Annotated in this window: 18 protein-coding genes and 1 pseudogene; 8 read left to right on the top strand and 11 right to left on the bottom strand. The window is 76.0% G+C overall.

The annotated features are described in order from the left end of the window. Positions 1-681, bottom strand: a complete 681-nt coding sequence (locus AB8A24_RS32010) for a response regulator (RefSeq protein WP_369478264.1) — start codon at positions 679-681, stop codon at positions 1-3. Then, positions 678-2,036, bottom strand: a complete 1,359-nt coding sequence (locus tag AB8A24_RS32005; RefSeq protein WP_328960017.1) for a histidine kinase — start codon at positions 2,034-2,036, stop codon at positions 678-680. The genes AB8A24_RS32010 and AB8A24_RS32005 overlap by 4 nt, the downstream gene beginning before the upstream one ends. A 213-nt stretch (positions 2,037-2,249) precedes the next feature. On the opposite strand from AB8A24_RS32005, the gene AB8A24_RS32000 reads away from it, so the two are divergent. Next, positions 2,250-2,942, top strand: coding sequence for an ABC transporter ATP-binding protein (locus tag AB8A24_RS32000; RefSeq protein ID WP_328965763.1), 693 nt, complete (start codon positions 2,250-2,252; stop codon positions 2,940-2,942). Between the two features lie 83 nt (positions 2,943-3,025). Beyond that, positions 3,026-5,314, top strand: a complete 2,289-nt coding sequence (locus AB8A24_RS31995; protein ID WP_369478263.1) for an FtsX-like permease family protein — start codon at positions 3,026-3,028, stop codon at positions 5,312-5,314. A 19-nt stretch (positions 5,315-5,333) separates the two neighbouring features. Here AB8A24_RS31995 and AB8A24_RS31990 read toward each other — a convergent pair whose 3' ends face one another. Then, positions 5,334-6,209, bottom strand: coding sequence for a UbiA family prenyltransferase (locus AB8A24_RS31990; protein ID WP_369478262.1), 876 nt, complete (start codon positions 6,207-6,209; stop codon positions 5,334-5,336). Between the two features lie 76 nt (positions 6,210-6,285). Here AB8A24_RS31990 and AB8A24_RS31985 point away from each other — a divergent pair, with 76 nt between their 5' ends. Genes AB8A24_RS31985 through AB8A24_RS31975 form a run of 3 tightly spaced genes read left to right on the top strand, consistent with a single transcriptional unit; the run spans position 6,286 to position 8,965 of the window. Beyond that, positions 6,286-7,347, top strand: coding sequence for a type III polyketide synthase (locus tag AB8A24_RS31985; protein ID WP_369478261.1), 1,062 nt, complete (start codon positions 6,286-6,288; stop codon positions 7,345-7,347). Positions 7,348-7,352: 5 nt separating this feature from the next. Further along, the gene (locus AB8A24_RS31980) at positions 7,353-7,943 is read left to right on the top strand and encodes an isoprenylcysteine carboxyl methyltransferase family protein (RefSeq protein ID WP_369478260.1); all 591 of its coding nucleotides are present in this window, start codon (positions 7,353-7,355) and stop codon (positions 7,941-7,943) included. Beyond that, a complete protein-coding gene (locus AB8A24_RS31975; RefSeq protein ID WP_328960022.1) occupies positions 7,940-8,965 on the top strand; it encodes an NAD(P)/FAD-dependent oxidoreductase in 1,026 nt (341 codons plus the stop codon). Before AB8A24_RS31980 ends, AB8A24_RS31975 begins: the two co-directional genes overlap by 4 nt. A 167-nt stretch (positions 8,966-9,132) precedes the next feature. Here the strand turns inward: AB8A24_RS31975 and AB8A24_RS31970 are convergent, their stop codons facing one another. After that, positions 9,133-10,104: a hypothetical protein gene (locus AB8A24_RS31970; RefSeq protein WP_328960023.1), complete on the bottom strand. Its 972-nt coding sequence runs from the start codon at positions 10,102-10,104 to the stop codon at positions 9,133-9,135. A gap of 190 nt (positions 10,105-10,294) precedes the next feature. Here AB8A24_RS31970 and AB8A24_RS31965 point away from each other — a divergent pair, with 190 nt between their 5' ends. Further along, entirely contained in the window at positions 10,295-11,908 is a 1,614-nt protein-coding gene (locus AB8A24_RS31965; protein ID WP_328960024.1) for a carboxylesterase family protein, read from the top strand. Here AB8A24_RS31965 and AB8A24_RS31960 read toward each other — a convergent pair. After that, positions 11,892-12,563 carry a hypothetical protein gene (locus tag AB8A24_RS31960; RefSeq protein ID WP_328960025.1) on the bottom strand — a complete coding sequence of 224 codons (672 nt, stop codon included), beginning with the start codon at positions 12,561-12,563 and terminating at the stop codon, positions 11,892-11,894. The two genes, AB8A24_RS31965 and AB8A24_RS31960, sit on opposite strands and share 17 nt — an antisense overlap. Positions 12,564-12,659: 96 nt before the next feature. Next, on the bottom strand, positions 12,660-13,388 hold the full coding sequence (locus AB8A24_RS31955; RefSeq protein ID WP_328960026.1) for an MOSC N-terminal beta barrel domain-containing protein: 729 nt from the start codon (positions 13,386-13,388) through the stop codon (positions 12,660-12,662). A gap of 59 nt (positions 13,389-13,447) precedes the next feature. Between AB8A24_RS31955 and AB8A24_RS31950 the strand changes: the two genes are divergently transcribed. Then, entirely contained in the window at positions 13,448-13,933 is a 486-nt protein-coding gene (locus AB8A24_RS31950; protein WP_328960027.1) for an HAD domain-containing protein, read from the top strand. A 31-nt stretch (positions 13,934-13,964) separates the two neighbouring features. Here AB8A24_RS31950 and AB8A24_RS31945 read toward each other — a convergent pair whose 3' ends face one another. Further along, positions 13,965-14,858, bottom strand: a complete 894-nt coding sequence (locus tag AB8A24_RS31945) for an alpha/beta hydrolase (RefSeq protein ID WP_328960028.1) — start codon at positions 14,856-14,858, stop codon at positions 13,965-13,967. Between the two features lie 112 nt (positions 14,859-14,970). On the opposite strand from AB8A24_RS31945, the gene AB8A24_RS31940 reads away from it, so the two are divergent. Then, positions 14,971-15,426: a MarR family transcriptional regulator gene (locus AB8A24_RS31940; protein ID WP_328960029.1), complete on the top strand. Its 456-nt coding sequence runs from the start codon at positions 14,971-14,973 to the stop codon at positions 15,424-15,426. Here the strand turns inward: AB8A24_RS31940 and AB8A24_RS31935 are convergent. The 4 genes and pseudogenes from AB8A24_RS31935 to AB8A24_RS31920 form a co-directional block, all read right to left on the bottom strand. Next, positions 15,413-17,290 (bottom strand): hypothetical protein, encoded by a 1,878-nt coding sequence (locus AB8A24_RS31935; RefSeq protein WP_369478259.1) that lies wholly within the window; start codon positions 17,288-17,290, stop codon positions 15,413-15,415. The genes AB8A24_RS31940 and AB8A24_RS31935 overlap by 14 nt on opposite strands. Continuing rightward, positions 17,287-21,165, bottom strand: coding sequence for a DUF5682 family protein (locus AB8A24_RS31930; RefSeq protein ID WP_369478258.1), 3,879 nt, complete (start codon positions 21,163-21,165; stop codon positions 17,287-17,289). The genes AB8A24_RS31935 and AB8A24_RS31930 overlap by 4 nt, the downstream gene beginning before the upstream one ends. Next, positions 21,162-22,319 carry an AAA family ATPase gene (locus AB8A24_RS31925; protein ID WP_033216646.1) on the bottom strand — a complete coding sequence of 386 codons (1,158 nt, stop codon included), beginning with the start codon at positions 22,317-22,319 and terminating at the stop codon, positions 21,162-21,164. Before AB8A24_RS31925 ends, AB8A24_RS31930 begins: the two co-directional genes overlap by 4 nt. Positions 22,320-22,445: 126 nt before the next feature. Continuing rightward, positions 22,446-22,978: pseudogene (locus AB8A24_RS31920) on the bottom strand (DNA-binding protein); the annotation flags it as partial.

Raw genomic sequence — 22,978 nt, 5'->3', positions numbered from 1 at the left:
TCAGCGGGTGCCCGGGGTGATCAGGCCGGTCTCGTACGCCGCGATCACCGCCTGGGCGCGGTCGCGCAGGCCGAGTTTGGACAGGACCCGGGCCACGTGCGTCTTGACCGTGGCCTCGCTGAGCCGGAAGCGGGCGGCGAGTTCGGCGTTGCTGAGGCCGCGGGCCATGGCTTCGAGGATCTCCAGCTCGCGTGGGGTGAGCGTGCCGAGGTCGCGGTGCAGGGGCGTCGTGCGGTCCCCGGCCGTGGCGAACCGCTCCACCAGCCGCCGGGTGATCGTCGGGGCGAGCAGCGCGTCCCCGGAGCGGACCAGACGGACCGCGGCCGTCAGGTGTTCCGGGGTGACGTCCTTGAGCAGGAAGCCGCTCGCGCCCGCGCTCAGGGCCGCGTACACGTACCGGTCGAGGTCGTAGGTGGTGAGGATGACGATCCGGGGCGGGGCCGCCTCGTCGGCGAGGATGCGGCGGGTCGCCTCCAGCCCGTCGGTGCCCGGCATCCGGATGTCCATCAGGACGACGTCGGGCCGGGTGCGCCGCACCGCGGCCACCGCCTGCTCCCCGTCGGCCGCGTCGGCGACCACGTCGATGCCGTCCGCCGTGAGGATCATGCGGAATCCGGTGCGTACCAGGGCCTGGTCGTCGACGATCACCACGCGGGGTGCCACCGGGGCCGTCTCGGTCACATCTCCTCCACGGGGATCACGGCGCGGAGCCGGTATCCGCCGCGGGGGCCGTCGCCCGCCCGCAGCGTACCGCCGTACACCGCGAGCCGTTCGCGCAGGCCCACCAGGCCCCGGCCGCCGCCCGGGGTCGCGGGGGTGCGCGGCGCGCCGCCGGTGTCGGCCACCTCGACCCGCAGTTCGCCGGGTGCGTACTCCACCGTCACCGACACCCGCGCCCCTGCCGCGTGCCGGACCGCGTTGGTCAGGCCTTCCTGCACGACCCGGTAGGCGGCGAGGTCCACGCCCGGGGCGAGTTCGGGCCGGCTGCCGTGGACCGCCAGGTCGACGGGGACGCCGGAATCCCTTACGCGGCCGGCCAGTTCCTCCAACCGGTCCAGGCCGGGCTGCGGGGCCAGGACCACATCGCGCGCCGGGTCCGAGGCGCCTTCGCCGTCGTCGCCGCCACCGTCACCGTCACGGCCACCGTCGGACATCGTCAGCAGCCCCATCACGTGGCGCAGTTCCGACATCGCCGTACGTCCTGCCGCCTCGACCGCCCGCATCGCCTCGCGGGCCTGGTCGGGCGAGGCGTCGAGCACCTTGCGTGCCGCGCCCGCCTGGATCGTCATCATGCTCACGTTGTGGGTCACCACGTCGTGCAGTTCCCGCGCGATGCGGGCGCGTTCCTGCTCCACCGCCCGCCGCAGCTGATCGTGCTGCCCCTCGCGCAGGGTGCGCAGGCGTTCGCGCCAGCGGTGGATGCCGTGTGCGGCGAACCCGGCGGGCAGGAGGACGAGTACCGGTACCACTCCCCCGTCCACCTTCGGGATCAGGGGGAAGGCGGCGGTGAGCACCATCCCGGCGAGCACCGACAGTACGGCCGAGATCCGGTGGGGGCTGTGCATCGCGGCGCTGTACGCCGCGACCAGCCCGGCGGCGAAGACGACCGTCGTCGCGTCCTGTGCCACGTGCCCCTGGTGGAAGAGCACGGTCGCGCCGATGACCGCCCAGTAGGCGGTCAGCGGGAACCGGCGGCGCAGCAGCAGGGGCGCCGCGGTGAGCACGGCCGCCAACAGCTCCCACGGCTCCACCGGCGGCAGGGTGTGCTGCACGAAGGGCACGAGCTGCGCGGTGCCCGGCACTTCGCCCATGCGTACGGGCGGCGGGGGCGGCGGCAGCGGGATCCCGGAGCTGCCGGGCGGCGGTTCCCCGATGTCGACGTACGAGCGGTTGAGGTCGCCGACGACCGTGGCGACGGCCAGCGCGAGCGCGAGGAGCGCGTCGGCCGCCCAGGCCCTGCGCGACAGGCGCGGCCGGATCCGGGCGGCCCGGGCGGCCCGGGCGGCGCGGGCCCGGCGGACGGCTGCTTCGATCATCGGGCCAGTCTGCCAAGGGGCAGGTCTCGGCGGGTCCGTCCGGGGTTGGAGGGCCACCGCCGACGGGCGTACATCGCAGGGATGATCCGCCGCCGGGTCCTCCCGGCACGGTAGGGACTTTCCGCACCGCGGCCGACGTGCCGGTCCGGGTCTCCCCCCTAGCGTCGGGGCGTACCCGACACCCCGTCAGACGGAGGAACCGTGACCGAAGCGATCGCCGACCCGCTCATCGACCTGCGCGAGGTGACCAGGAGCTACGACGAGGGCCCGCCCGCCCTCGCCGGGATCAGCCTGCGGGTGCGCCCCGGTGAGGCCTTGGCCGTCCTCGGCCCTTCCGGCAGCGGCAAGTCCACGCTGCTCAACCTGATCGCCGGCCTCGACCGGCCCACCACGGGCGGCGTCACCGTCGACGGGGTACGCGTCGACACCCTGAACGAGACCGCCTCCGCGCTCCACCGGCGCGCCCGGATCGGCATGATCTTCCAGTTCTTCAACCTGCTCGACGACCTCACGGTCGCCGACAACGTACTGCTCCCGGCCCAGTTGGCCGGAGTGCCCCGCGCCCGGGCGGCGGACCGCGCCGCCGAGCTCCTCGCGCGCCTGGGCATCGAGCGGCACGCCCGCGCGTACCCGGGCCGGCTCTCCGGCGGCGAGCGGCAACGCGTGGCGGTGGCAAGGGCGTTGATGAACCGGCCGCCGCTGCTGCTCGCGGACGAACCCACGGGCGCACTGGACAGCGCCTCGGGCGCCGACGTACGGGAGCTGCTGCGCGGCCTGAACGCCGACGGGCAGACGATCGTGCTGGTCACGCACGATCTGGCGCTCGCCGAGTCCTGCGCGACGCGGACGATCGAGGTCGTGGACGGCCGGATCGCGCGCGATGTCAGCCGGGCGGTGACCCGATGAGGCCGTCTCGCGCCCCCCGGCCGGGCGGCCTCGGGCAGGTGGTCCGGGCCGGGCTCGGCCGACGCCGCCTGCAGACCGCCGTAATGACCCTGACCACGCTGATCGCCGTGGCCGCCGCGACCTTGGCGCTCGGATTGCTCGTCAGCTCCCGCGGGCCTTTCGACCGGGCCTTCGAAGGCCAGAGCGGAGCGCACCTCACGGTCCGGTTCGCCGGATCCGGGGGCGGCACGCAGCAGCGGCTCGCGGACAGCGCCCGCACGGCCGGGGTGGCCGACGCGGCCGGCCCGTACCCCCTCGCGTCGGTCCGCCTGTGGCCCCTGCGGGAGACCCCTCCGGGCTACACCCCGCCGCCCTCGACCCTGGTGGGGCGCGCCGCTCCCGACGGTCCGGTCGACCGGGTCGCCCTGGTCGACGGCCGGTGGGCCGCCGCCCCCGGTGAGATCGTGCTGGAGCGGGCGACGCTGCCCCCGGGCGTCCGGCCGGGCGCACGCGTGCGGGCCGAGCAGGTGGAGCTCACCGTCGTCGGGATCGCCTCGTCGGCGGGGCGGAGCGCCGATGCCTGGGTCGTACCGGAGCAGGTGGCCGGGCTGACGACGGCGGGTCCCGACCTCCAGATGCTCTACCGGCTCACCTCGTCCGGCACCGCCGAGGACGTACGCGCCGGGCAGGAGGCGATCACCGCGGCCGTACCGGGCGGCGCCGTCACCGGAGCCCGGTCGTACCTCGACGTACGCCAGGTCGCCCAGCAGAACACCGCCGCGTTCATTCCCTTCCTGACGGTCTTCGCCTTCCTGGGCCTGGCCATGTCGGTCCTGGTGATCGGCACGGTGGTGAGCGGGGCCGTGGCCGCCGGCACCCGCCGGATCGGGATCCTCAAGGCCCTCGGATTCACTCCGCTCCAGGTGGGCCGCGCGTACGTGGCGCAGGCGCTGCTGCCGGCGTCGGCCGGGGCGCTGCTCGGCGTCCTCCTCGGCAACGCGCTCGCCGTACCGGTGATGGCGCAGGTCGCCGAGGTGTACGGGACGGCCTCGGTACTGGTCCCCGTGTGGGTGGACGTGCTGGTGCCCGCCGCGGCGCTGACGGTGGTCGCGGCGACCGCGTTCGTACCGGCGCTACGCGCCGCGCGGCTGCCGGCCGCCCTGGTGATCGGCCGCGGCGCGGGAAGCACCGGGGCCCGGCGGGGTCTGCGGGCCCGGCGCGCCCTGGGCCGGCTGCCGCTGCCGCGCTCGGTGGTGCTGGGGCTCGCGGGTCCGCTCGCCCGGCCGGCCCGGTCGGCGACGACGGCCTCGGCGGTGGCCTTCGGGGCCCTCGCGGTGACGCTCGCCGTCGGTCTGGGCGGCACCCTGGTGGCCGTGCGGACCGAGGGCGACCCGGATCGTTCCGGCGCCGTCACGGTGCGCACCGTACTTCCGCCGGAGGGCGGTCCCGACGCGTCCTTCGCGGTGCGCCCGGCGGACCCGGCCGCCGTCGCGCGGGTTCTGGCGGACCACGCCGGCACCCGGTCGTCGCGGCGGACCTCCCGTACCGAGGTGGACGTGGCGGGGCTGACGGGCGGCGCGCCGCTCGTGGCGTACGAGGGGGAGGGCGCGGGCGCCGCAGCGGTGATGATCTCGGGGCGCTGGTTCGCCGCGCGGGGCGAGGCCGTCGTCGCGGGCCGGTTCCTGAAGGCCACCGGGCTGCGCGTCGGGGACGGCCTCGTCGTCTCCGAGCAGGGGCGCTCGGCCCGGCTGACGATCGTCGGCGAGGTCTTCGACCTGGGCGACGACGGGATGACGCTGCGCACCTCGCTGGAGTCCGTCGCCGCACTGGAATCCCCTTATCTGCCCGCCGTGTTCGGGGTCGAGCTGACGTCGGGGACCGACCGGGACCGCTACCTCCCGGAGCTGAACCAGGTCCTGGAGCCGCTGGGCGCCCAGGCCTCGGCCACCGAGAGTCCGTCGTCGAGCGTCCTCACCGCGATGCAGGGGCTGATCGCGATGCTCACCCTGATGCTCGTCGCCGTGGCCGGGCTCGGTGTCCTCAACACGGTCGTCCTGGACACCCGCGATCGGGTCCACGACCAGGGGGTCCTCAAGGCGCTGGGGATGACTCCCCGGCAGACCGTCGTCCAGGTCCTGACGGGGGTGGCCGCGATCGGCCTGGTCGCGGGGGCGGTCGGGGCACCGCTGGGCGCCGCCCTGCACCGTGCGGTGATGCCGGCGATGGGTCGGGCGGCCGGGTTCACGATCCCGCAGGCGTTCATCGACGTCCACGGTGGGCTGCTGCCCCTCCTGATGGCCCTCGCCGGTGTGCCGCTCGCCGTGGCCGGCGCCTTGGCCCCCGCGTTGTGGGCGGCGCGCACCCGTACGGCGCGGGCCCTGCGCGCGGAGTGAGCCCGCTCGCCGCGGCGGCTCACGGGCGGAGTTCGACGACCAGCAGGACCACATCGGCTCCGGCCACCGCCATCGTGGCCAGGAACGGGAGCCTTCCGGCCGGTCGGCGGGCCGCGAGGAGCAGTACCGTCGCGGTCGCGGCGAGCAGCATCCAGCCGTACGTCGTCACCCGCCCCGGTGGCCCCACGACCAGGGTGGCGGTCGAACCGAGGACGAGCAGCCCGGCCAGGGCGGCCGAGACCCGGCGGCCGAGCCGCTGCGGCAGCCCCGCCACGCCGGTGGCCAGGTCGTCCTCGATGTCGGGCAGCACGTTGGCGAAGTGCGCGCCCACGCCGACGAGGGCGGCGGCGGCCGTCAGCCACGGGGGCGGCCAAGGGGCGCCGGGCAGGCCCAGGGTGACGAAGGCGGGCAGCAGGCCGAAGGCCAGGGCGTACGGGAGCCAGGAGGCGGCCGTGCTCTTCAGCCTGAGGTTGTAGGCCCAGGCGGCCGCCACGCCGACGAGGTGCGCCGCCCCGGCGAGCGGCCCGCAGGCCAGCGACAGCGGGACGCAGAGCAGCAGCGCCCCGGCCGCGGCCCAGGTCACGGCCGGGGCCGGCACCGTACCGGCGACGAGCGGTTTGTCCGGTCGGCCCGTGACCAGGTCGCGCCGTAGGTCGGCCCGGTCGTTGCACCAGCCCACCGACAGCTGTCCGGCGGCCACCGCGCCCACGGTGACGGCCGCCCCCGCCGGGCCGTGCCCCGCGGCGGCCGTCAGAGCGGCGGCGAAGAGGGTGACGGCGGCCGCGGGCAGCGGATGGCAGGCGGCGGCCAGGCCACGGGCGAGGGCGGGGCCGGACGCCGCGCTCCCGGTGACTTCGGCATTCTCGTAGGTCTGCGTGGTTCGCGTCACGGGCACGGCGACACGCTATGCGGCGCCGCGCCCGGTTCGCCTGATTCATAATGATGTGTCAGTTGTTTTCTATGGTGAGCGAATGACGCGTGTTCTGGCAGTGCGCAGCGTGTTCCCGCCTCATCGCCACCCACAGTCCGAGATCACGGAGGCGCTCGCCCGCTTCCTGCCTCCGGGCTCCGACACAGCCCTGCTGCGCCGTGTCCACGGCTCGGTGCGCGTGGACGGCCGGCATCTCGCGCTGCCGCTGGAGCGGTACGGTCCGGGGAACGACTTCGGCGCGACGAACGCCCTCTTCATCGAGACGGCCCTGGAGCTCGGCGCCCGGGCCCTCGAACTCGCCCTCTCCGACGCCGGCCTGGCGGCCCGGGAGGTCGACCTGGTCATGTCGACCACGGTGACCGGGCTCGCGACGCCCTCGCTGGAGGCCCGTCTCGCCGCCCGCGCGGGCCTGCGTCCCGACGTACGGCGGGTGCCGCTCTTCGGCCTCGGCTGCGCGGCAGGCGCCGCCGGAGTGGGCCATGTCCACGACCATCTGACGGGCCGTTCCGGCCACGCGGCGCTCCTGCTGTCCACCGAGCTGTGCTCGCTCACCCTCCAGTCCACCGACGCCTCGATGGCGAACCTGGTGGCCGGCGCCCTGTTCGGCGACGGCGCGGGCGCCTTGGTGGCGGTGGGACGTGACCACCCTCTGCACGCCACCGGCGCCGGGCCCGAGGTGGTGGCCGCCCGCAGTCGCCTCTACCCCGGCACCGAGCACCTCCTCGGCTGGGACATCGGCCACTGGGGGATGCGCATGGTGCTCGGCCGCGAACTGCCGGACCTGGTCCGGCTGCACGTGGCCGAGGAGGTCGAGTCCTTCCTCGCCGCGCACGACCTCAAGCCCGCGGACGTCGATGCCTGGATCTGCCATCCGGGCGGACCGAAGATCCTCGACACCCTCTCGGAGGCCCTCGCGCTGCCGGATTCGGCGTTCGCCGCCAGCCGGCGCTCGCTCGCGGCCGTGGGCAACCTCTCCTCCGCCTCGGTCCTGCACATCCTGGACGGCGTCCAGAGCGCGGGACCGCCCCCGCCCGGATCGGTCGGGCTGATGCTCGGCTTCGGTCCCGGCTTCGCGTCCGAACTCGCCCTCCTGCGCTGGTGACCCCGATGATCTCGATCCCCGCCCTGACCGCCCCCACCTCTTTGACCCCGTACCTGCTGCTCATCGGCCTGGTCGCCGCCGAGCGGCTCGCCGAGCTGATCACGGCCCGCCGCCACGCGGCGTGGAGCCTGGCCCGCGGCGCCCGCGAGTACGGCCGCGGCCACTACCCGGCCATGGTCGCCCTGCACACCGCGCTGCTCGTGGGCTGCGTGGTGGAACCCTGGGCGGCCGGGCGGCCGTTCGTCCCCCTGCTGGGCTGGTCGGCCCTCGCCGTCGCCGTCGCCGCCCAGGGACTTCGGTGGTGGTGCATCGCCACCCTCGGGAAGCGCTGGAACACGCGGGTGCTCGTCATTCCCGGGCTGCCGCTGGTGGCGGCGGGGCCGTACCGGCTGCTGCACCACCCCAACTACGTGGCGGTGGTCGCGGAAGGCGTCGCGCTCCCGCTGGTGCACACCGCCTGGATGACGGCGCTCGGCTTCACCGTGCTCAATCTGCTGCTGCTGCGCGTACGGATCGGCTGCGAGGACGCCGCCCTCACGGACGGCGGCCGGCTGCGGGCTCCCGCCTCCGTCCCCTCGGCCGGCGCCGCCTCGTGATCGACCTGCTGATCGCGGGCGGCGGCCCGGCCGGACTGGCCACCGCCATCCACGGCGCGCTCGCCGGCCTCGAGGTGGTGGTCGTGGAGCCGAGGCCCACCCCCATCGACAAGGCCTGCGGGGAGGGTCTGATGCCGGGGGGCGTACGCCACCTCCGGGAGCTGGGCGTCGCCGTGGCCGGGCAGCCGTTCCACGGCATCCGCTACGTCGACGGCGTGAGCGGCCGCGGCGCCGAGGGGCTGTTCCGGGCCGGTCCGGGCCTCGGCGCCCGGCGCACGGAACTCCAGGCCGCGCTGGCCGAACGCGCCGCGCAGCTCGGCGTACGGGTGCTCCCCGGGCGCGTCGACCAGGTGCGCCAGGACGTCCACCAGATCGGCGCGGCCGGGCTCACCGCCCGCTACCTGGTCGCGGCGGACGGCCTGCACTCACCCGTCCGGCGCGGGCTCGGCCTGTCGGCGCCGCGCGCGCCCCGCAGCCCGGCACGCTACGGACTGCGCCGCCACTATGCCGTCGAGCCGTGGAGCGACCTCGTCGAGGTGCACTGGTCACAGCGGTGCGAGGCCTATGTCACCCCGCTGGCGCCCGACCGGATCGGCGTGGCGGTGCTGACCTCCGATCAGGCCCCGTTCGACGTACAGCTGGCCCGCTTCCCGGTGCTGTCGGAGCGCCTGGCCGCGGCGGCGGGTACGCCGGTGCGCGGGGCCGGGCCGCTGCGCCAGGGGGCCCGCGTACGGGTGGCGGGGCGCGTGCTGTTCGTGGGGGACGCGGCCGGGTACGTGGACGCGCTGACCGGTGAGGGGCTCACCCTGGCCGTGACGGCCGCGGGCGAGCTGGTGCGGTGCGTGCGGGCGGGGCGTCCACAGGCCTACGAACAGGCCTGGCGGGACCTGTCGCGCAGCTACCGGGCGCTCACCGCGTCCCTGCTGTGGGCCCGTCACCGGCCGCGCCTCGCGCCACGGATCGTCCCGCTGGCCGCGCGGCTGCCGCGCGTGTTCACCCGGGCGGTGAATCTGCTCGCGTGACCACGCGGGTCGAGTCCGACCGCGCCCGCCCGGAACGGCCACGCCCCACTCCGAACGGTTACGCCCGACTCCGGAAAGCCACGCCCGACTCCGAACGGAACGGCACCCCGCGCACGGGGCGCGGGGTGCCGTTCCGGTGGAGCCGGGGGTCATGGGCCGGGGGCCGGTCAGGCCGAGGGCTCCCGGCGGTTCCTCAGGGCCAGACCGGCGAGGACCGCACCCACCGCCGCGCACAGCACGACGGCGACTCCGGCCCCGGCCAGGGCGCCGCCCACCGCGCCCGCCAGCGGGTCGTACCGCAGCGACCCGCCCAGCACGTGCAGGGCGACCACGCCGAGAGCGGTGGCCGCGCCCGCCCGCCACACCGCCGTGGTGTCCCGGAGCGCCACCAGCGCGCCGCTCACCAGGCAGAGCACGGTGACGAGGAGGGGCAGGTAGTCGACGGCGGCCACGAACGGCAGGGCCGTCAGGTCGTTCGGCAGGTGCAGGGCGCCGCTGACCAGCAGGGTGATCGCGACGGGCCAGCGCAGGACGCGCCGCAGCGCCCGGTCGCGGGAGGCGGCGGGCGGGGCGACGGGCGCGGTGCGCCGGAGCGGCTCCTGGTACGGGGCGTCGTACAGCTCCGGGTACCGCGGCTCGTACGGTGCCTCGTGTCGCTCCTCCACGGGCAGAGCGGAGGGCTCCGGGTGCGGGCCGGATCCGGCAGCGTTCGGCGCGGCCGGGGCGTCGGGCCCGGCACGGCCCCGGCGCTCCGTCTCCGCCGCGTCCTCCTTGCCGAGGATGGTCACCAGCAGGGCGACGTCCTCGATGGACCGTCCGACGGCGGCGGCGCGCAGCGTGAGGTCCGCCTCGGCGACCTCGTGCGGCGACTCGCCCAGCAGGGCGACCATCCGTCGTACGTCCTGCACCGGTCGGGTCACGGCGGCCGTGCGCAGCGCGTCGTGCCCGGCGTCGGGCAGCGGGCCGCCCTCCTTGAGGAGGCTCACGAGTGCGGTGACCTCCTCGACCGGACGGCAGGTGGCCGCCGTTTCCAGCAGGGTCCGCATGGGCGGCGTGGTCGGCTCGTCCGGTGCTATGGGGTCGGGGGTCCCGTGGCGGTCTTCGTGCTGTTTCGCCGCGAGGGTGATGGGGTCATTCATGGAAAGCTCCGTTCGCCGACGCGCGGGTCTACGCAATCGCGCGCCGGTCATCGTGCGTCATGGGAAGCGCACGCTTTGTTACATTGAGTGCCACTTCCGCTCACTGCGCCATTCGGGGCGGGCAAACGGGGGTCCCCCCACCTGGGGCCCGGCCCCCGCCCCGGGCCCCGAAGGGGAAAGGGCGTCGGCCGTGACCGACTTTCGCCAGTTCAGTCGCCGGTGGGCCCTGCTGCTCCCCGTCGTCTTGCTGCTGCTGGGCGCCGCTCCCGGTCCGGACCGGCCTGTCGTGGACACCGATCGGGGGCCGGTACGGGGACTCGGGCACGGTGCGTACGACACCTTCGAGGGGATCCCCTTCGCCGCTCCCCCGACCGGACCCCTGCGCTGGCGGCTGCCGGAACCGGCGTCGCACTGGCAGGGCGTACGTGATGCCGGAACGCCCGGTTCCCGCTGCGTGCAACTGCCGACGGTCGGGCCGGGCGGGCCGACCGGCTCGGAGGACTGCCTGTACCTCAACGTCACCGCTCCGGCGGGCCGGGCCGCCGCCGGGGGCCGGGGCCGGCCCGTCATGGTCTGGTTCCACGGCGGCGGCTTCTTCAGCGGCGCAGGCGACGCGTACCGGCCCGAGCGGCTCGCCGGGCAGGGCGGCGCGGTGGTCGTGACCGTGAACTACCGGCTGGGCGTCTTCGGGCTGTTCGGCCATCCGGAGCTCGGCGGGGCGCCCGATTTCGCCCTCGCGGACCAGCGGGCGGCGCTGCGCTGGGTACGGGCGAACGCGGCGCGCTTCGGCGGGGACCCGGGCAACGTCACCGTGTTCGGCGAATCGGCGGGGGCCCTCAGCGTCTGCGCGCACCTCACCTCCCCCGCGTCGGCGGGCCTGTTCCACCGGGCGATCGTGCAGAGCGGCTCGTGCTCGACCACGGCGCCGCCGCGGTCCCTGCTGCCCGGCCTCGGCACGTACGAGCCCTTCGTAACGGAGCCGCGTACCGTCGCGGACGGCGCCCTGGCGGCGGCCCGGCTCGGCTGCGACCGGCCCGGCGGGGTGCTGGACTGCCTGCGCCGACTGGACACCGGGGCCCTGGCGACCGCCGAACTGATGCAGCGGTTCTCGCTGGTCTCCTACGGCAACAGCGTGCTGCCCCTGGAACCGCGGCGGGCGCTGGAGGCCGGCCGGTTCCACCGGGTGCCGGTGGTCCAAGGCTTCAACCAGGACGAGATGCGCCTCTTCCTCGCACAGACCCTGGCCGGGTATCCGATCCCCGACCCGGCCGCCTACCGGGCCCGGCTGGAGCGGTCCTTCGACCCGCCGACCGCCCGCGCCGTGGAGGCCGCCTACCCGGTGTCCGCCTTCGCGAGCCCGGCGGTGGCGTGGGCCACCGTACTGACCGACGCGTCGTTCGCCTGCCCGACGCTGCGGGACGGCGCGGCGCTGGGCCGTTACGTGCCGGTGTACGCGTACCGGTTCGGCGACCGGGGCGCGCCCGATTTCACCGGTCTACCGGTGCCGCCGGACCTGCCGTTCGGCGCGACGCACGGCTTCGAACTGCCCTACCTGTTCACCATCGCGCCCCTGACCGCACCGCAGCGCCGGCTCGCGGACCGGATGACCGGCTACTGGACCGACTTCGCCCGCACGGGCGTTCCGGCGGCGCCGGGAGCACCGCGGTGGCCCGGCGGGCGGACCTCGACCTCGGTGCTGTCGCTGGCGCCGGGGGCGGGCGGGATCCGCACGGTGGACGCGCGGGTGGAGCACCACTGCGCGCTCTGGGACGCGCGGTGGCCCGGGGTCACCAGGGCTCGGTGATGTTCAGCCGCGGCCCCGTCGAGGTCTGGAGGGTCACCGTGCCCGTGTCCCCGTAGACCTCGTGCCGCCAGGCGGCGAACACCGTGGCGATGCTGCGGGCGGCGTCGCCCCGGCCCTTGCCCACTTCCTGGGTGGTGAAGGTGATCCGCGCCTCGCCGACCGTGCGGACCTTGCGGACGCGGACCTCCTTGATCACCACGGAGTCCACGTACCCGTCGTCGGCCTCGTGCTTGTGGTGGTAGGCGGTGAAGTCGCGGGTCATGTCGAACCAGTCCGCCGGACCGCAGGGGCCACCACCGTCGGCCATCTCCCCGTCGGTCGGCGGGCCTGCGTCGGCACCGGTCTCCTGATCGGTGGGCGGACCCGCATAGCCGCCGGTCTCCTGATCGGTCGGCGGACCCGCGTACCCGCCCGTCTCCTGATCGGTCGGCGGACCCGCGTACCCGCCCGTCTCCTGATCGGTCGGCGGACCCGCATAGCCGCCCGTTTCCTCCTCAGTCGGCACGTCGAGATCGCACTCGGCCGAGGTGAGCGTGGGTACGTCGGCGGGCGCCGCGACCTCCCCCGACCGGGTGGTTCCGCACGCCGCCAGAGCGGCGCACAGGAGCCCCGCCACCACCAGCCGCCCGGTCACGGACACCGCTGTCTTCGTCATGGCCATCCCCCCTTCGGCCATCAAGAGGCGATCGCGGCGGCCCGGGTTCCCTCTCGCGCACGTCGGGCCACTCCCTTTCACCCGGTGGGGAGCGCGTCAGCGCTCGCGGTCGAGCACGAGGCGGTCCCCGACGCGGGCCGTTCCCGGGGTGACGATCCTGGCGAGCGCGTCGAGCCGGTTGTCGTGAGCCCGGGCGATCGTCCGCAGGATCAGCGGCGAGTGCGGCAGGTCCTGCTGGGCCCGGTTGGTCATCACGCACCGCTCGCTGGAACGCACGAACTCGACGCGGAGGGTGTCCCCCACCGTGGCCTCGCGCCCGATCCACTCGTCCTCGACGAAGGGCGGGGTGCCGGGCGGGGTGCGCACGAGGACGTTCGGGCGGAACCGGCGCTCGTCCACCGGTACGCCCGGCACCTCGTGGCGAATCCGGTCGAGGGTGGCGGTCGTGAGGACACTGAGCGGCAGTTGGTCGAAGTGCGAAGTCTCCCCCTCGCGGGCGAGCTCCACATCCTCACGGCCCAGGTGGCCGCGCAGGTACGCCGTGGGGTCGGCCACCACGTTCCCGTGCGGGTCGAGGAGTTCCGGAGGAACCTGCTCCGCAGTGCCGCGCGGGTAGCGGGAGCTCAGCTGGAGCAGGCCGTCCATCCGCCGGAACCGTCGGGTGTTCTTGCCCGAGCCGAACTTGCCTGCCCCGTCACGTACCGCGTACAGCCGGTCGCCCACCAGGCCCCGCTCGTCGACGGCCACGCTCCGCAGCCGTTCGCCACCGGTCGACTTGATCGGGTACCGCCACAACCGCTCGATCACGCCCACGTTCTCGGCCACCGCTCCGACCTCCGTCCATCAAGATCATCACCCACGCCCAGGAGGACTACGGTGGCCTCATGACCGGTTCCACCACCCCCGTGCTGCTCTACCTCGATGTCGACGGACCCCTCATCCCCTTCGGGGCGGGCCCGTACCCCGCGGGCAACGAGGACGAACCCAATCCCCTGCTCGCCCGGGTCGATCCGACACTCGGACCCAGGCTGGCGGCGCTGCCGTGCGAGCTGGTGTGGGCCACGACCTGGATGGCGGAGGCCAACGAGTGCGTCGCGCCCCGGCTCGGCCTGCCGGAGCTGCCCGTGGTGGTCTGGCCGGAGCCGTCCGACGAGGACGGGCGGGGCGGGATCCACTGGAAGACCCCCGCGCTCCTCGACCACGCCGCCGGGCGGTCCTTCATCTGGGTCGACGACGAGATCACCGGCGCCGACCGGGACTACGTGGCCGCCCGCCATCCCGGCCGGGTGCTCCTGCACCGGGTCGATCCGGGACAGGGCCTGACCGAGGCCGACCTCGGCGTGCTGCGGGCCTGGCTGCGCACGGGGTAGCCGCCGGGGCTCCGGCCGCCGCGCCGTGGGATCACCGGCCGAGGAGGGTCTTCAGCGTGCGTGCCGTCGCACGGGGGAACGCGGTGTTCCCGTTGTGGCCGCCGGGGAACTCGACCGGCTCCGTACCCAGGCGTGCCGCCAGCGCCAGCGCGCAGCGGTAGGTGTGGACCGTCGGCCGGGTGGTCCGGCCCGTCGCCGCGATGATCCTGGTACCGGCTCGCGCAGCGGCCCGTAGCGGTTCCGCCGGGTCCAGGTCGTTGGTGGTGACGGCCGTGAACTCCGTACCGATGAAGAAGCCGAAGTTGGCCCGGCGGCGCGGGGTCAGCGGCTGGGGGGTGAGGTCGCCCTCGGTCTCGTCGTGCGCCGGGTCGATGCCGAGGTGCCGGGCGATCGCCGGGAACGCCGCCGTCAGGCCCCCGGCGGCGTAGGCGTTCCGGATGGCCGCCAGTTCGGCCAGGTGCTCCGCGCGGTCCGCCTCGGCCAGCAGGTTCGGCATCACCGGCTCGTGTGCGATCAGGGTGCTCAGCAGGCCGGGGTGGCGGGCCACGGCCTGCAGGCCGATCGCGGCTCCCATGCTGAACCCGGCCATCAGCGCCGGTCCGTCGGTGACCTCGGCCAGCAGGCGGGCGACGTCGTCCGCGTGCTCGGCCATGGTGACGGGCCGGGCGGGGTCGTCGAGGGTGCTGCGCGACAGGCCGCGGCGGTCGTAGGTGACGACCGTGAAGGTGTCGGCCAGGTGCGGGACGAGATCGACCGAGCGGTCCGCGTCGCCCTCGCCGCTCTGGGAGAGGAGGAGGACGGGGCCGCGGCCCGCGACCTGGAAGTGCAGGGTGGCACCCGGGACGGCGAGGGTGCGGGTGGCGATGGCGGCGGACGCGATGGCGGTGGAAGCGGCGGTGGCGGACGCGGCGGCGGTCGTGGACATGGTGGCCCCCCTGCTGATGTGTCATCGGCATCTCCGGCTGACGACACGACAGTAATCCATCTCAATAGATGCATCAAGATAGATGCATCTATTGAGATGTACTCTGCTGCTCATGAACGGAGTCGAAGCGTTCCTCCTGGGGCGCACCCTCATGAAGATCGGCGAACAGGCGATGCCCCAGCCGAAGTCGGGCCCGCCGGGATCGGTCCGCTCGGTGGTCGTCGTCCTCGGCGACGTCGTCTCCCACCCCGGGACCACGGTCGGCGAGATCGCCGCACGGACGGGCCTGCCGCAGAGTCAGGTCTCCACGGCGGTCGCCCGGTTGGAGCAGGCGGGCTCCGTCGACACGGAGCCCGACCCCGCCGACCGGCGCCGCCGGCTCATCCGTCCCGCCGCCGAACCCTCCGCACGGGTCGCCGAGGTCCGTGCCGCCACCATCGACGAGGCGCTCGCGGCGGCGCTGACCGGTCCCGACGGAACCGCCCCCGACCCTGACACCGTCCGCGAGGTCACGGCGGCCCTGGACCTCCTGGCCCGCCGGCTGACCCCCTCCGTCACCGCCCGCTGACCGGGACGGCGCTCGGGCTCGCCGCCCAGGACGCGGCGATCAAGCAGCGTTCCGCCGCCGCCAGGTGGGTTGCCGCGGCGAGCCAGGCCCAGGCGTAGCCGTCGGACGAGGGGTCGGCCAGCCGGCCGAAGACGTCACGCGGGCGGCGGTCGGCCTCGGCGGCCAGTGCGGCGGCCAGCTCCGCCGCCGCGGTGAGCCCCGCCCGGCGCAGCGGAGCGTACGAGGCCCCGGCCAGGGACTCCGTACCGCGCGCGGCCTCGGCGACGGCCCGGCGGCCACCGGCGACCCCGGTCTCCAGCAGGCGGCGCACCCGCCACAGCGGGGAGTCGGCCAGCGGGTCCGGGCCCTCGGCGGCCGGGAGCGGTACGGGGGCCGCGGCTCCCTGCGGGAAGTGCGCGCCCTGGAGGCGGTCGTAGCCGAGGTCGGCCCGGCCCAGCCACTCCTCGGGCAGCCGCAGCGTGTGCTCCGCGCCCGGCACCGGGCCCACGGCCACGGGGCGCAGCGTGGCGGTGCGGTCCAGGTCGGGGCGGCCCAGGACGCGCAGCTGGAGCCCCGGGTACGAGGCGATCCGGCGCAGGTTCTCCGTGTGCGCCAACTCCGGGTGCGGATGCGCGGGCAGCAGCCGCAGCAGGGGCGCGTCCGGGCGCGTCTCGCGGACCAAGAGGTGCTCTGCGACCGCGCCGACGACCGTGACGTCACAGCCGAGCAGCGCGGACTCGGCTGCGTCCGGGTCGGCGAGCAACTCGGCGACGGCCTCGGCGGCCGGTCGGGCGAAGAGCCGCGCGGCGGGCTGTTCGGTCCAGGCGCTGCCCGGCAGTGGGGTGGCCCTGACCCCGCGTCCGGCGCCGAGCCGGCCTTCCGGGGAGACGGTCGCGCCGACGATACGCAGGCCACCGCGGGCGAGGCCGGCGTGGTCGAGGGTGGCGCCGCCGAGGGCCACGGAGGCGGAACCGGCGCCGCGGGCGCGGGCCAGGCCGCCGGGGCGGACGTCGGAGACCGAGTACGGGGTGCCGTCCGGGGCCAGCAGGTGGGTGACCACTCCGCCGTATCCGGTGGCGGAGAGCACGGGTTCCCGGCACAGGCCGTGCACCTGGAGGCTGCCGCCGGGCGCGTAGGCGCGGCGGGCGGTGCCGGTCAGTGCGGGGTCGGCGGATCCGGAAGCCAGCAGGCCGGCGGTGTGGAGGAGCTCCCGGAAGGCGCCGGTGAGGTCGCCGAGCCGCTGACCGGCCCGGTGTTCGCGGGCGGCGCGCAGACCGCGTACGACCCGGAGGGCGGCCGCTTCGGCCCGGATCAGCCCGGCGAGGCGGGCGGTGTGGGCGGCGCGCAGCAGCTCGGCCTGGACCACCGCTCCCCCGGCGGTGACCCCGGCGGCGAGGGCTTCGGCGGCCACGTGCCAGAGGGCACCGGCGGCGCGCAGTTGAGCCGCGGTGAGGGCCGGAGCGGGCACGGTGGTCCCGACGGACCCGACGGACGCGGCGGGTTCCGTGGATCCGCTGGGCGCGGCGGCGGGAGCGGTGGGATCGGCCGCCGCGGCCGGGCCCGGCTCCGGCTCCGCTGCCGGCTCCGGCGGGGTGTCCGCGAGCGGGGCCGCGCCCAGGGCGGCGGCCCGGTGCAGGCAGCGGGGTGCCAGCAGGCAGCTGCACGTGGCCTGGTCCGCCGTGGTGATCGTGCCCGCCGGACCGGGGCTCAGGGTGACGAGGGCGTCCTCGCCGAAGCGGAGGGTGACGGTGCCGTCGGCCTCGAGGACGGCGCCCGCCGCGCAGCCCTCGGTGGCGGCGTCCAGCTTCTTGCGCAGGCGGGCGGTGAGGTTCTCGACGGCTTCGGCGAGCACCTCGGGGGCGACGGGCGGCAGTTCGGTGCTCAACGGGACTCTCCACGGAGGCGGTCGCCCACCCAGCGGGCGAGGGCGAGGGGACTGAGGGCGGCCACGGGCATACCGGCCGCCACGAGTTGCCGCGCGACCGGGACCGAGTACCGGGGCGTCCCCTCGTCGTCGAGCGCGGCGCAGCCCAGCAGGTGGGCGCCCGAGGCGGCCAGCGCGCGGACCTCGCCGAGGAGCCCGCCGATCGGCGCGCCCTCCTCGAAGTCGCTGACCACGACGACGAGGGTGCGGCTCGGCACGGTGATCAGGGAGCGGGCGTGCGCGAGACCGGCGGCGATGTGCGTGCCGCCGCCGACCCGGACCTCCAGCAGCAGGGAGAGCGGGTCCTCGACCCGGTCGGTGAGGTCCACGACCTGCGTGGAGAAGGCGAGGAAGTGGGTGGACAGGGTCGGTACGCCGCCCAGCACCGCCGCGGTCAGCGCCGACCAGATGACGGACGCCTCCATGGAGCCGGAGACGTCGACCACCAGGATCAGCCGCCAGTCGGCCTCGCGGCTCGCCCGGGTGCTGAAGACGGGCCGCTCGGGGACGACGACCACCGTGCCGTCGGCCCGGCGCCGGGTGTGCGCGAGGTTGGCGCGCAGGGTGCGGGCCAGGTCGAGCTTGCCGCCGGGCCGCCGGGTGGGGCGCGGGGTGGCGAGGCCCGAGAGGGCGGGGCGCAGGCGGGTGGCGAGCTCCTTGGCGAGTTCGTCCACCAGCCTGCGCACCAGGGGGCGCAGGCGGGCGAGTTGGGCCTCCGGCAGCCCGCCGGCGAGGGACAGTACGGAACTCAGCAGTTCCACCGAGGGCCGCACGGCCGCCGGATCGAGCTGGGTGAGGACGTCGGTGCGGCCCGCTTCGGCCGCTCCCGCCAGCACCTCTTCCCGGACGTCGGCGCCGAACAGCGCTTCCAGTTCCTGCGACCACTCCCGGGCGGTGGGGAAGGAGGCCTCCTGGCCGCCTCGCTGGCCCCCGCCCTGGCCGAGGTCGAGGTCGGAGGCGCCTTCGCCGCGCCCGGCGCCGTACAGCTCGTCCAACGCGTGGGCGTAGCGGCGGGCGCCGGCCGGGAGCCGGTCGCGTTCGCGGCCGAGCAGGAGCCGCCAGCGGTCGGCGGGGGCGAGCCGCGGGCTGTCGGCCCGGGGAGCCCCAGGAGCCTGCTCGGGCAGGGCTTCCGGCGCCTCCGGGGCCGAGTCCGGTGTCGGGTCCGGTGTCGGGTCCGGTGTCGGGTCCGGTGTCGGGTCCGGTGTCGGGTCCGGTGTCGGGTCCGGAATCGGGTCCGGAATCGGCGTCGGGTCCGGACCCGGTGTCGGCGCTTGCGTCCCGGGCAGGGGAAGGGCCTTGAGGGCGGCGAGTCCGGCCGCGTCGGCCGCCGCCCAGAGGGCGAGCAGGGCGGGTGACGCGTCGAGCGCGAGGTCGATGCGGTCGCCGAGCCGCTCGGTGACGGTGTGGAGCAGCCGGTCGCGGGCGGCGGGCGACAGGGCGTCGAAGCCGCCGCGCAGGGCCGGGAGCCGGTCGAGGAAGTCCTGGTCGGCGAGGTGCTCGACGCGGTCGAGGAGCGGGGTGAGCGCGGCCGGGGAGGACTGCAGCAGCGGCCCGGCCGCAGTGAGGAGTCCACCGAGGCGCCGGGTCAGGGCGCGCCGGCTGTCGGCGGTGCCCGCGCTGTCGATCCATCCGGCGGCGCGCCCGCCGAGCTCGGCGGCCGGGTCGAGGTCGAGCAGGACCCGTACGGCCAGGGCCGCGCCCTGCATCAACGGGGACGCGGTGGCGGCCAGGTCGGCGAGGGCGTCGTCCGTGCGCAGGCCCAGGTGGTGGGCGGCGGCCCGGTCGGCGAGGGCCACGAGGGCGGCCGCGTCGGCGGGGTCCTCGCTCCCCGCGAGGCCGGGCAGACAGCGCACGGCTGCTTCGAGGAGGTCGCCGGCGAGGTGCGCGGCGGCCGCCCGGGAGGCGGCGGAGGTGCCGGGCAGGTGGCCGCGGTGGAGGGCCTCCAGGAGATCGAGGGCGTCGAGGAGCTCGGGCAGGGTCGCGGTCTGCGGCAGGGCGGTGGCCGCCTCGTGGAGGCGTACGTCGACCAGCTCGGGCAGATCGCACCGCGCGGCGGCGGACAGTCCGGCGAGGATCTGCGCCGGTGTCGGCCCGCCCTCGGCGGCGGCCCGGCGGGCGGTGTCGCGCAGCGTTCCGGCGGCCGCCTGGGCGACGGTGACTCCGCGCACCCCGGCGAGATCCAGCCGGGCGGGGACGGAAGGCGTCCAGGACAGCCGCCACTTGGTGCCGAGGGCGGTGCCGTCGCCGGTGGCGGCGACGGTGAGGGGCTCCCCGTAGGAGGCTCCGCACACGAGGAGCCGTTGCAGCAGGACCTCGCGGCGGCCGTCGAGGGCGGAGCGGAGCGGGTCGAGGCGGATCTCGCGGGGCGCGGGATCCTCGGGGGACGGCAGCCGCAGCTCGGCGAGTTCGGCCTCGACGGAGGGGCCGAGGCCGGAGCGGGGGGCGTGCGGGGTGATCCGGCCGCGGGCGGTGCCGACGAGCACGGCTTCCAGGGCGCGGGCCAGCGCCCGGCCCCGGCCGAGGGGTTCGCCCTGGCCGAGGACGGTGGTGACGGCTTCGAGGAGCTCACCGCGGCCGGGCGCGGGGAGCGCACGCAGGGCGGCGAGGTCGCAGGCGAGCCGTAGGGTCTCGGCGGCCTCGCCGGTGCCGGCGGTGTGCCCGGCGCGGCGCAGCTCCCGGCAGAGCCCGGTCACGGCGACGGAGGCGGCCTCACGGACCCGGTCGGGGTCGCCGCCGGCTTCGAGGACGGCCTGCTGCCAGCGGGGGTCCCGGATCCCGGCCGGGTATCCGGAGCGGGAGTCGAGCAGGTCGAAGGAGTACGGCACGAAGGAGGTGACGGCCACAACCGTGTCGGCGGCCGACGTCCCGGCAGCGGCGGTTCCACCGACCCGCGGGCCCGGCACGACCGGAGCCCCGACCGCGCCGGTGCGGACGTCGGAGCCGCGGGCGGAGCCGGACGGGTCGCCCTGGGGGTCGATCTCGTGGCCGTGGCCGTGGCCGCCCTGGCCGTGGCCCTGGCCCTGGCTGTGGCCGTGGGCGGCGGCCGACCCCGGGAGGACCGGGGCGTGGAAGGCGCCGATGACCGCCGCCACCCGGTGACCGGCGGCGACCGCGCCTGCGATCACGCTCCGCATGTGGGCCTCGCGGGCCAGGTCCGTCGCCGGGACGGTGCCCGTGTCGGCGCGCAGCGCCCAGCCGACGCCGAGCGCCGCACGTCGTACGGCCTCCGGGCTGCAGCCGGGGGCGAGGACCTCGACGGCGCGGTCCCACAGGTCGTCGCCGTCCCGGCCGGTGCCGGCGGCGGTGAGGGCGTCCGCGAAGGACCCGCCGGGCCCCGGCCGGCCCGAAACCGCCTCCGCCTCCGCCTCCGTGGCCGAGGCCGCGTCCGTATCCGCGTCCGCGTCCCTGTCCGCGTCCGTGTCCGCGTCCGTGTCCGCGTCCGGCGCCGCGGCCGGGCTCGGCACCGTGCCCTGGTCGGTCCAGCCGCGGTCCGCCAGGGGGAGGTCGCAGCAGATGACGGACGCGCCCGCCCGGCGGGCCCAGCGGATCGCGGCCAGCTCCGGGGAGAAGTCCGCGAACGGGTAGAACGCGAGGCGGCCGTCCTCCCCCGTGCCCGCGAGGGCGACCGGGGCGACGGTCTCCGGGTCGGCGAGGTGCTCCAGCCAGGGCTGGAACTCCGCCGGGAGCTCGACGCAGACCACGTCGGCTCCCGAGGCGTCCAGCAGGGCCGGTACCACCGCGGCCAGCGCGGGGCTGTGGTGGCGCACCCCGATGAGGTACGGCTCGCGGACCGCGGCGAGGGCGTCGACCGCGGCGCGCGGATCGGTGTGCCTCAACGCAGGCTCCCGCGCAGGTCCCAGAGGCGGCGCCACATCGGCGAACCGTCCTCGGCGCGGCGTCGGACCGGCCCGTCCCAGTACCCCAGCAGCCGTCCGTGGTCGGCCGGGTCGTCCTTGCGTACGACGCCCAGCAGGTGCCCCGGCAGCAGGTCCAGCACGTCCCCGCCCGGCAGGTACGCGGCGGCGACCCCGAGCGAGGCCGCCACCTGGACGGCTTCGGCGGTGGACATGACCGTGCCGGGGCGCTCCACGTCCCAGCCTTCGGCGGAGCGGCCGGAGCGCAGGTCGCGGAAGACGGTGACGAGCGCGTCGAGCACGGCGTCGTCGACCCCGAAGGCGGCGCCGGCCCGCTGGACGGCGGCCACCGCCTGGCGACGGATCAAGGTGGCCTCGGCGTCCGCGTCGGCGATCGGGGCGACGGTCTCGAAGTTGAAGCGCCGCTTGAGGGCGGCGGACATCTCGGAGACGCCGCGGTCGCGCAGGTTGGCGGTGGCGATGACGGTGAAGCCGGGGGCCGCGGAGACCACCGCGTCCTCGGTCGCGGTCAGTTCGGGCACGCTGAGCCGCCGGTCGGACAGGATCGACACGAGTGCGTCCTGCACCTCGGGCAGGCAGCGGGTGATCTCCTCGACGCGGACGACGCGTCCGGTGCGCATGGCGGAGAGCACCGGCGAGTCGACCAGGGCCTGCGAGGTGGGGCCCTGCGCGAGCAGCAGGGCGTAGTTCCAGCCGTAGCGGAAGGCGTCCTCGGTGGTGCCGGCCGTGCCCTGGACGGTGAGGGCGCTGGTGCCGCTGACGGCGGCCGCCAGCAGTTCGGACAGCATCGACTTGGCGGTACCGGGCTCGCCGGTGAGGAGCAGGCCGCGCTCTCCGGCGAGGGTGACGACGCAGCGCTCCACGAGGGCGCGTTCGCCGACGAACTTGGGGGCGATGGCCAGCTTGGTGGGGAGTCCGGCGCGGCGCTTCGGCAGGGTCAGTTCGGCTCCGTCGCTGCCGCAGACGAAGGTGACGACGGCGCGCGGGGTCAGGGCCCAGCCGGGCGGGCGCGGGCCGGGGTCCTGGGCGGCGAGGAAGGCGAGTTCGGCGGCGTGGCGCTCCTCGGCGGGCAGCACCTGCCGGGCGGCGGGGGCGGTTTCTTCGGTGACGGTCATCGGGGGGTCCTCCGGAATGTGTACGGGGTGGTCCGGGGCGCGGCGCGCCTGCGGGCAGGTGCGCCGCGCCGGACAGGGGTACGGGAGCGGCCGGTTCGGCGGCGGCGGGCGCGGGTGCGCCTCACCTCATCGGCGGCGGGCGCGGGTGCGCTTCACCTTGAGCTCCTCGAAGCGCGGCAGGTCGCCGTCCTGGATCCGCTGCCAGGCCCGGCGGTAGAGCTCCGCGGCCGGTTCGAGCGGCACCAGTACGCCCAACCAGGGCCGATGGCCGGCGCCCAGGCCGTACATCGGGAGCTTCCACTGCTCCACCGGCAGCGTCGGGGAGGACATGTCGGACCACCCCCCGGGCAGGAACAGCGAACGTCCGGCCCGGCTGCGGCCGGCCGTCACCACCAGGTCGGTGGCGGCCAGTTCGGCGCGGGCGGCCTTGAGGCGGGCCGGCTTCCAGCCGGTCCACCGCGCGGTGTTGCGGTCGGTGGGGTCGGGCATGGCGAGCAGCATGAGGTAGAGGGTGGCCGCGTCGGCGCCCAGCCCGTACCGGGTGCTCGCCTCCTCCACCACCTCGGGGACGGAACGGCTCGGGTCCTGCGGCCACCAGGTGCCGTCCGCGGCCACGGCGCCGGCCGCGGTGGCGACCGGAGCGGCCTCCGCGACCTTGC

The organism is Streptomyces sp. BF23-19 (assembly GCF_041106355.1).
Lineage (GTDB): Bacteria > Actinomycetota > Actinomycetes > Streptomycetales > Streptomycetaceae > Streptomyces > Streptomyces virginiae_A.
This window is presented reverse-complemented; position numbering and strand designations above follow the sequence as displayed.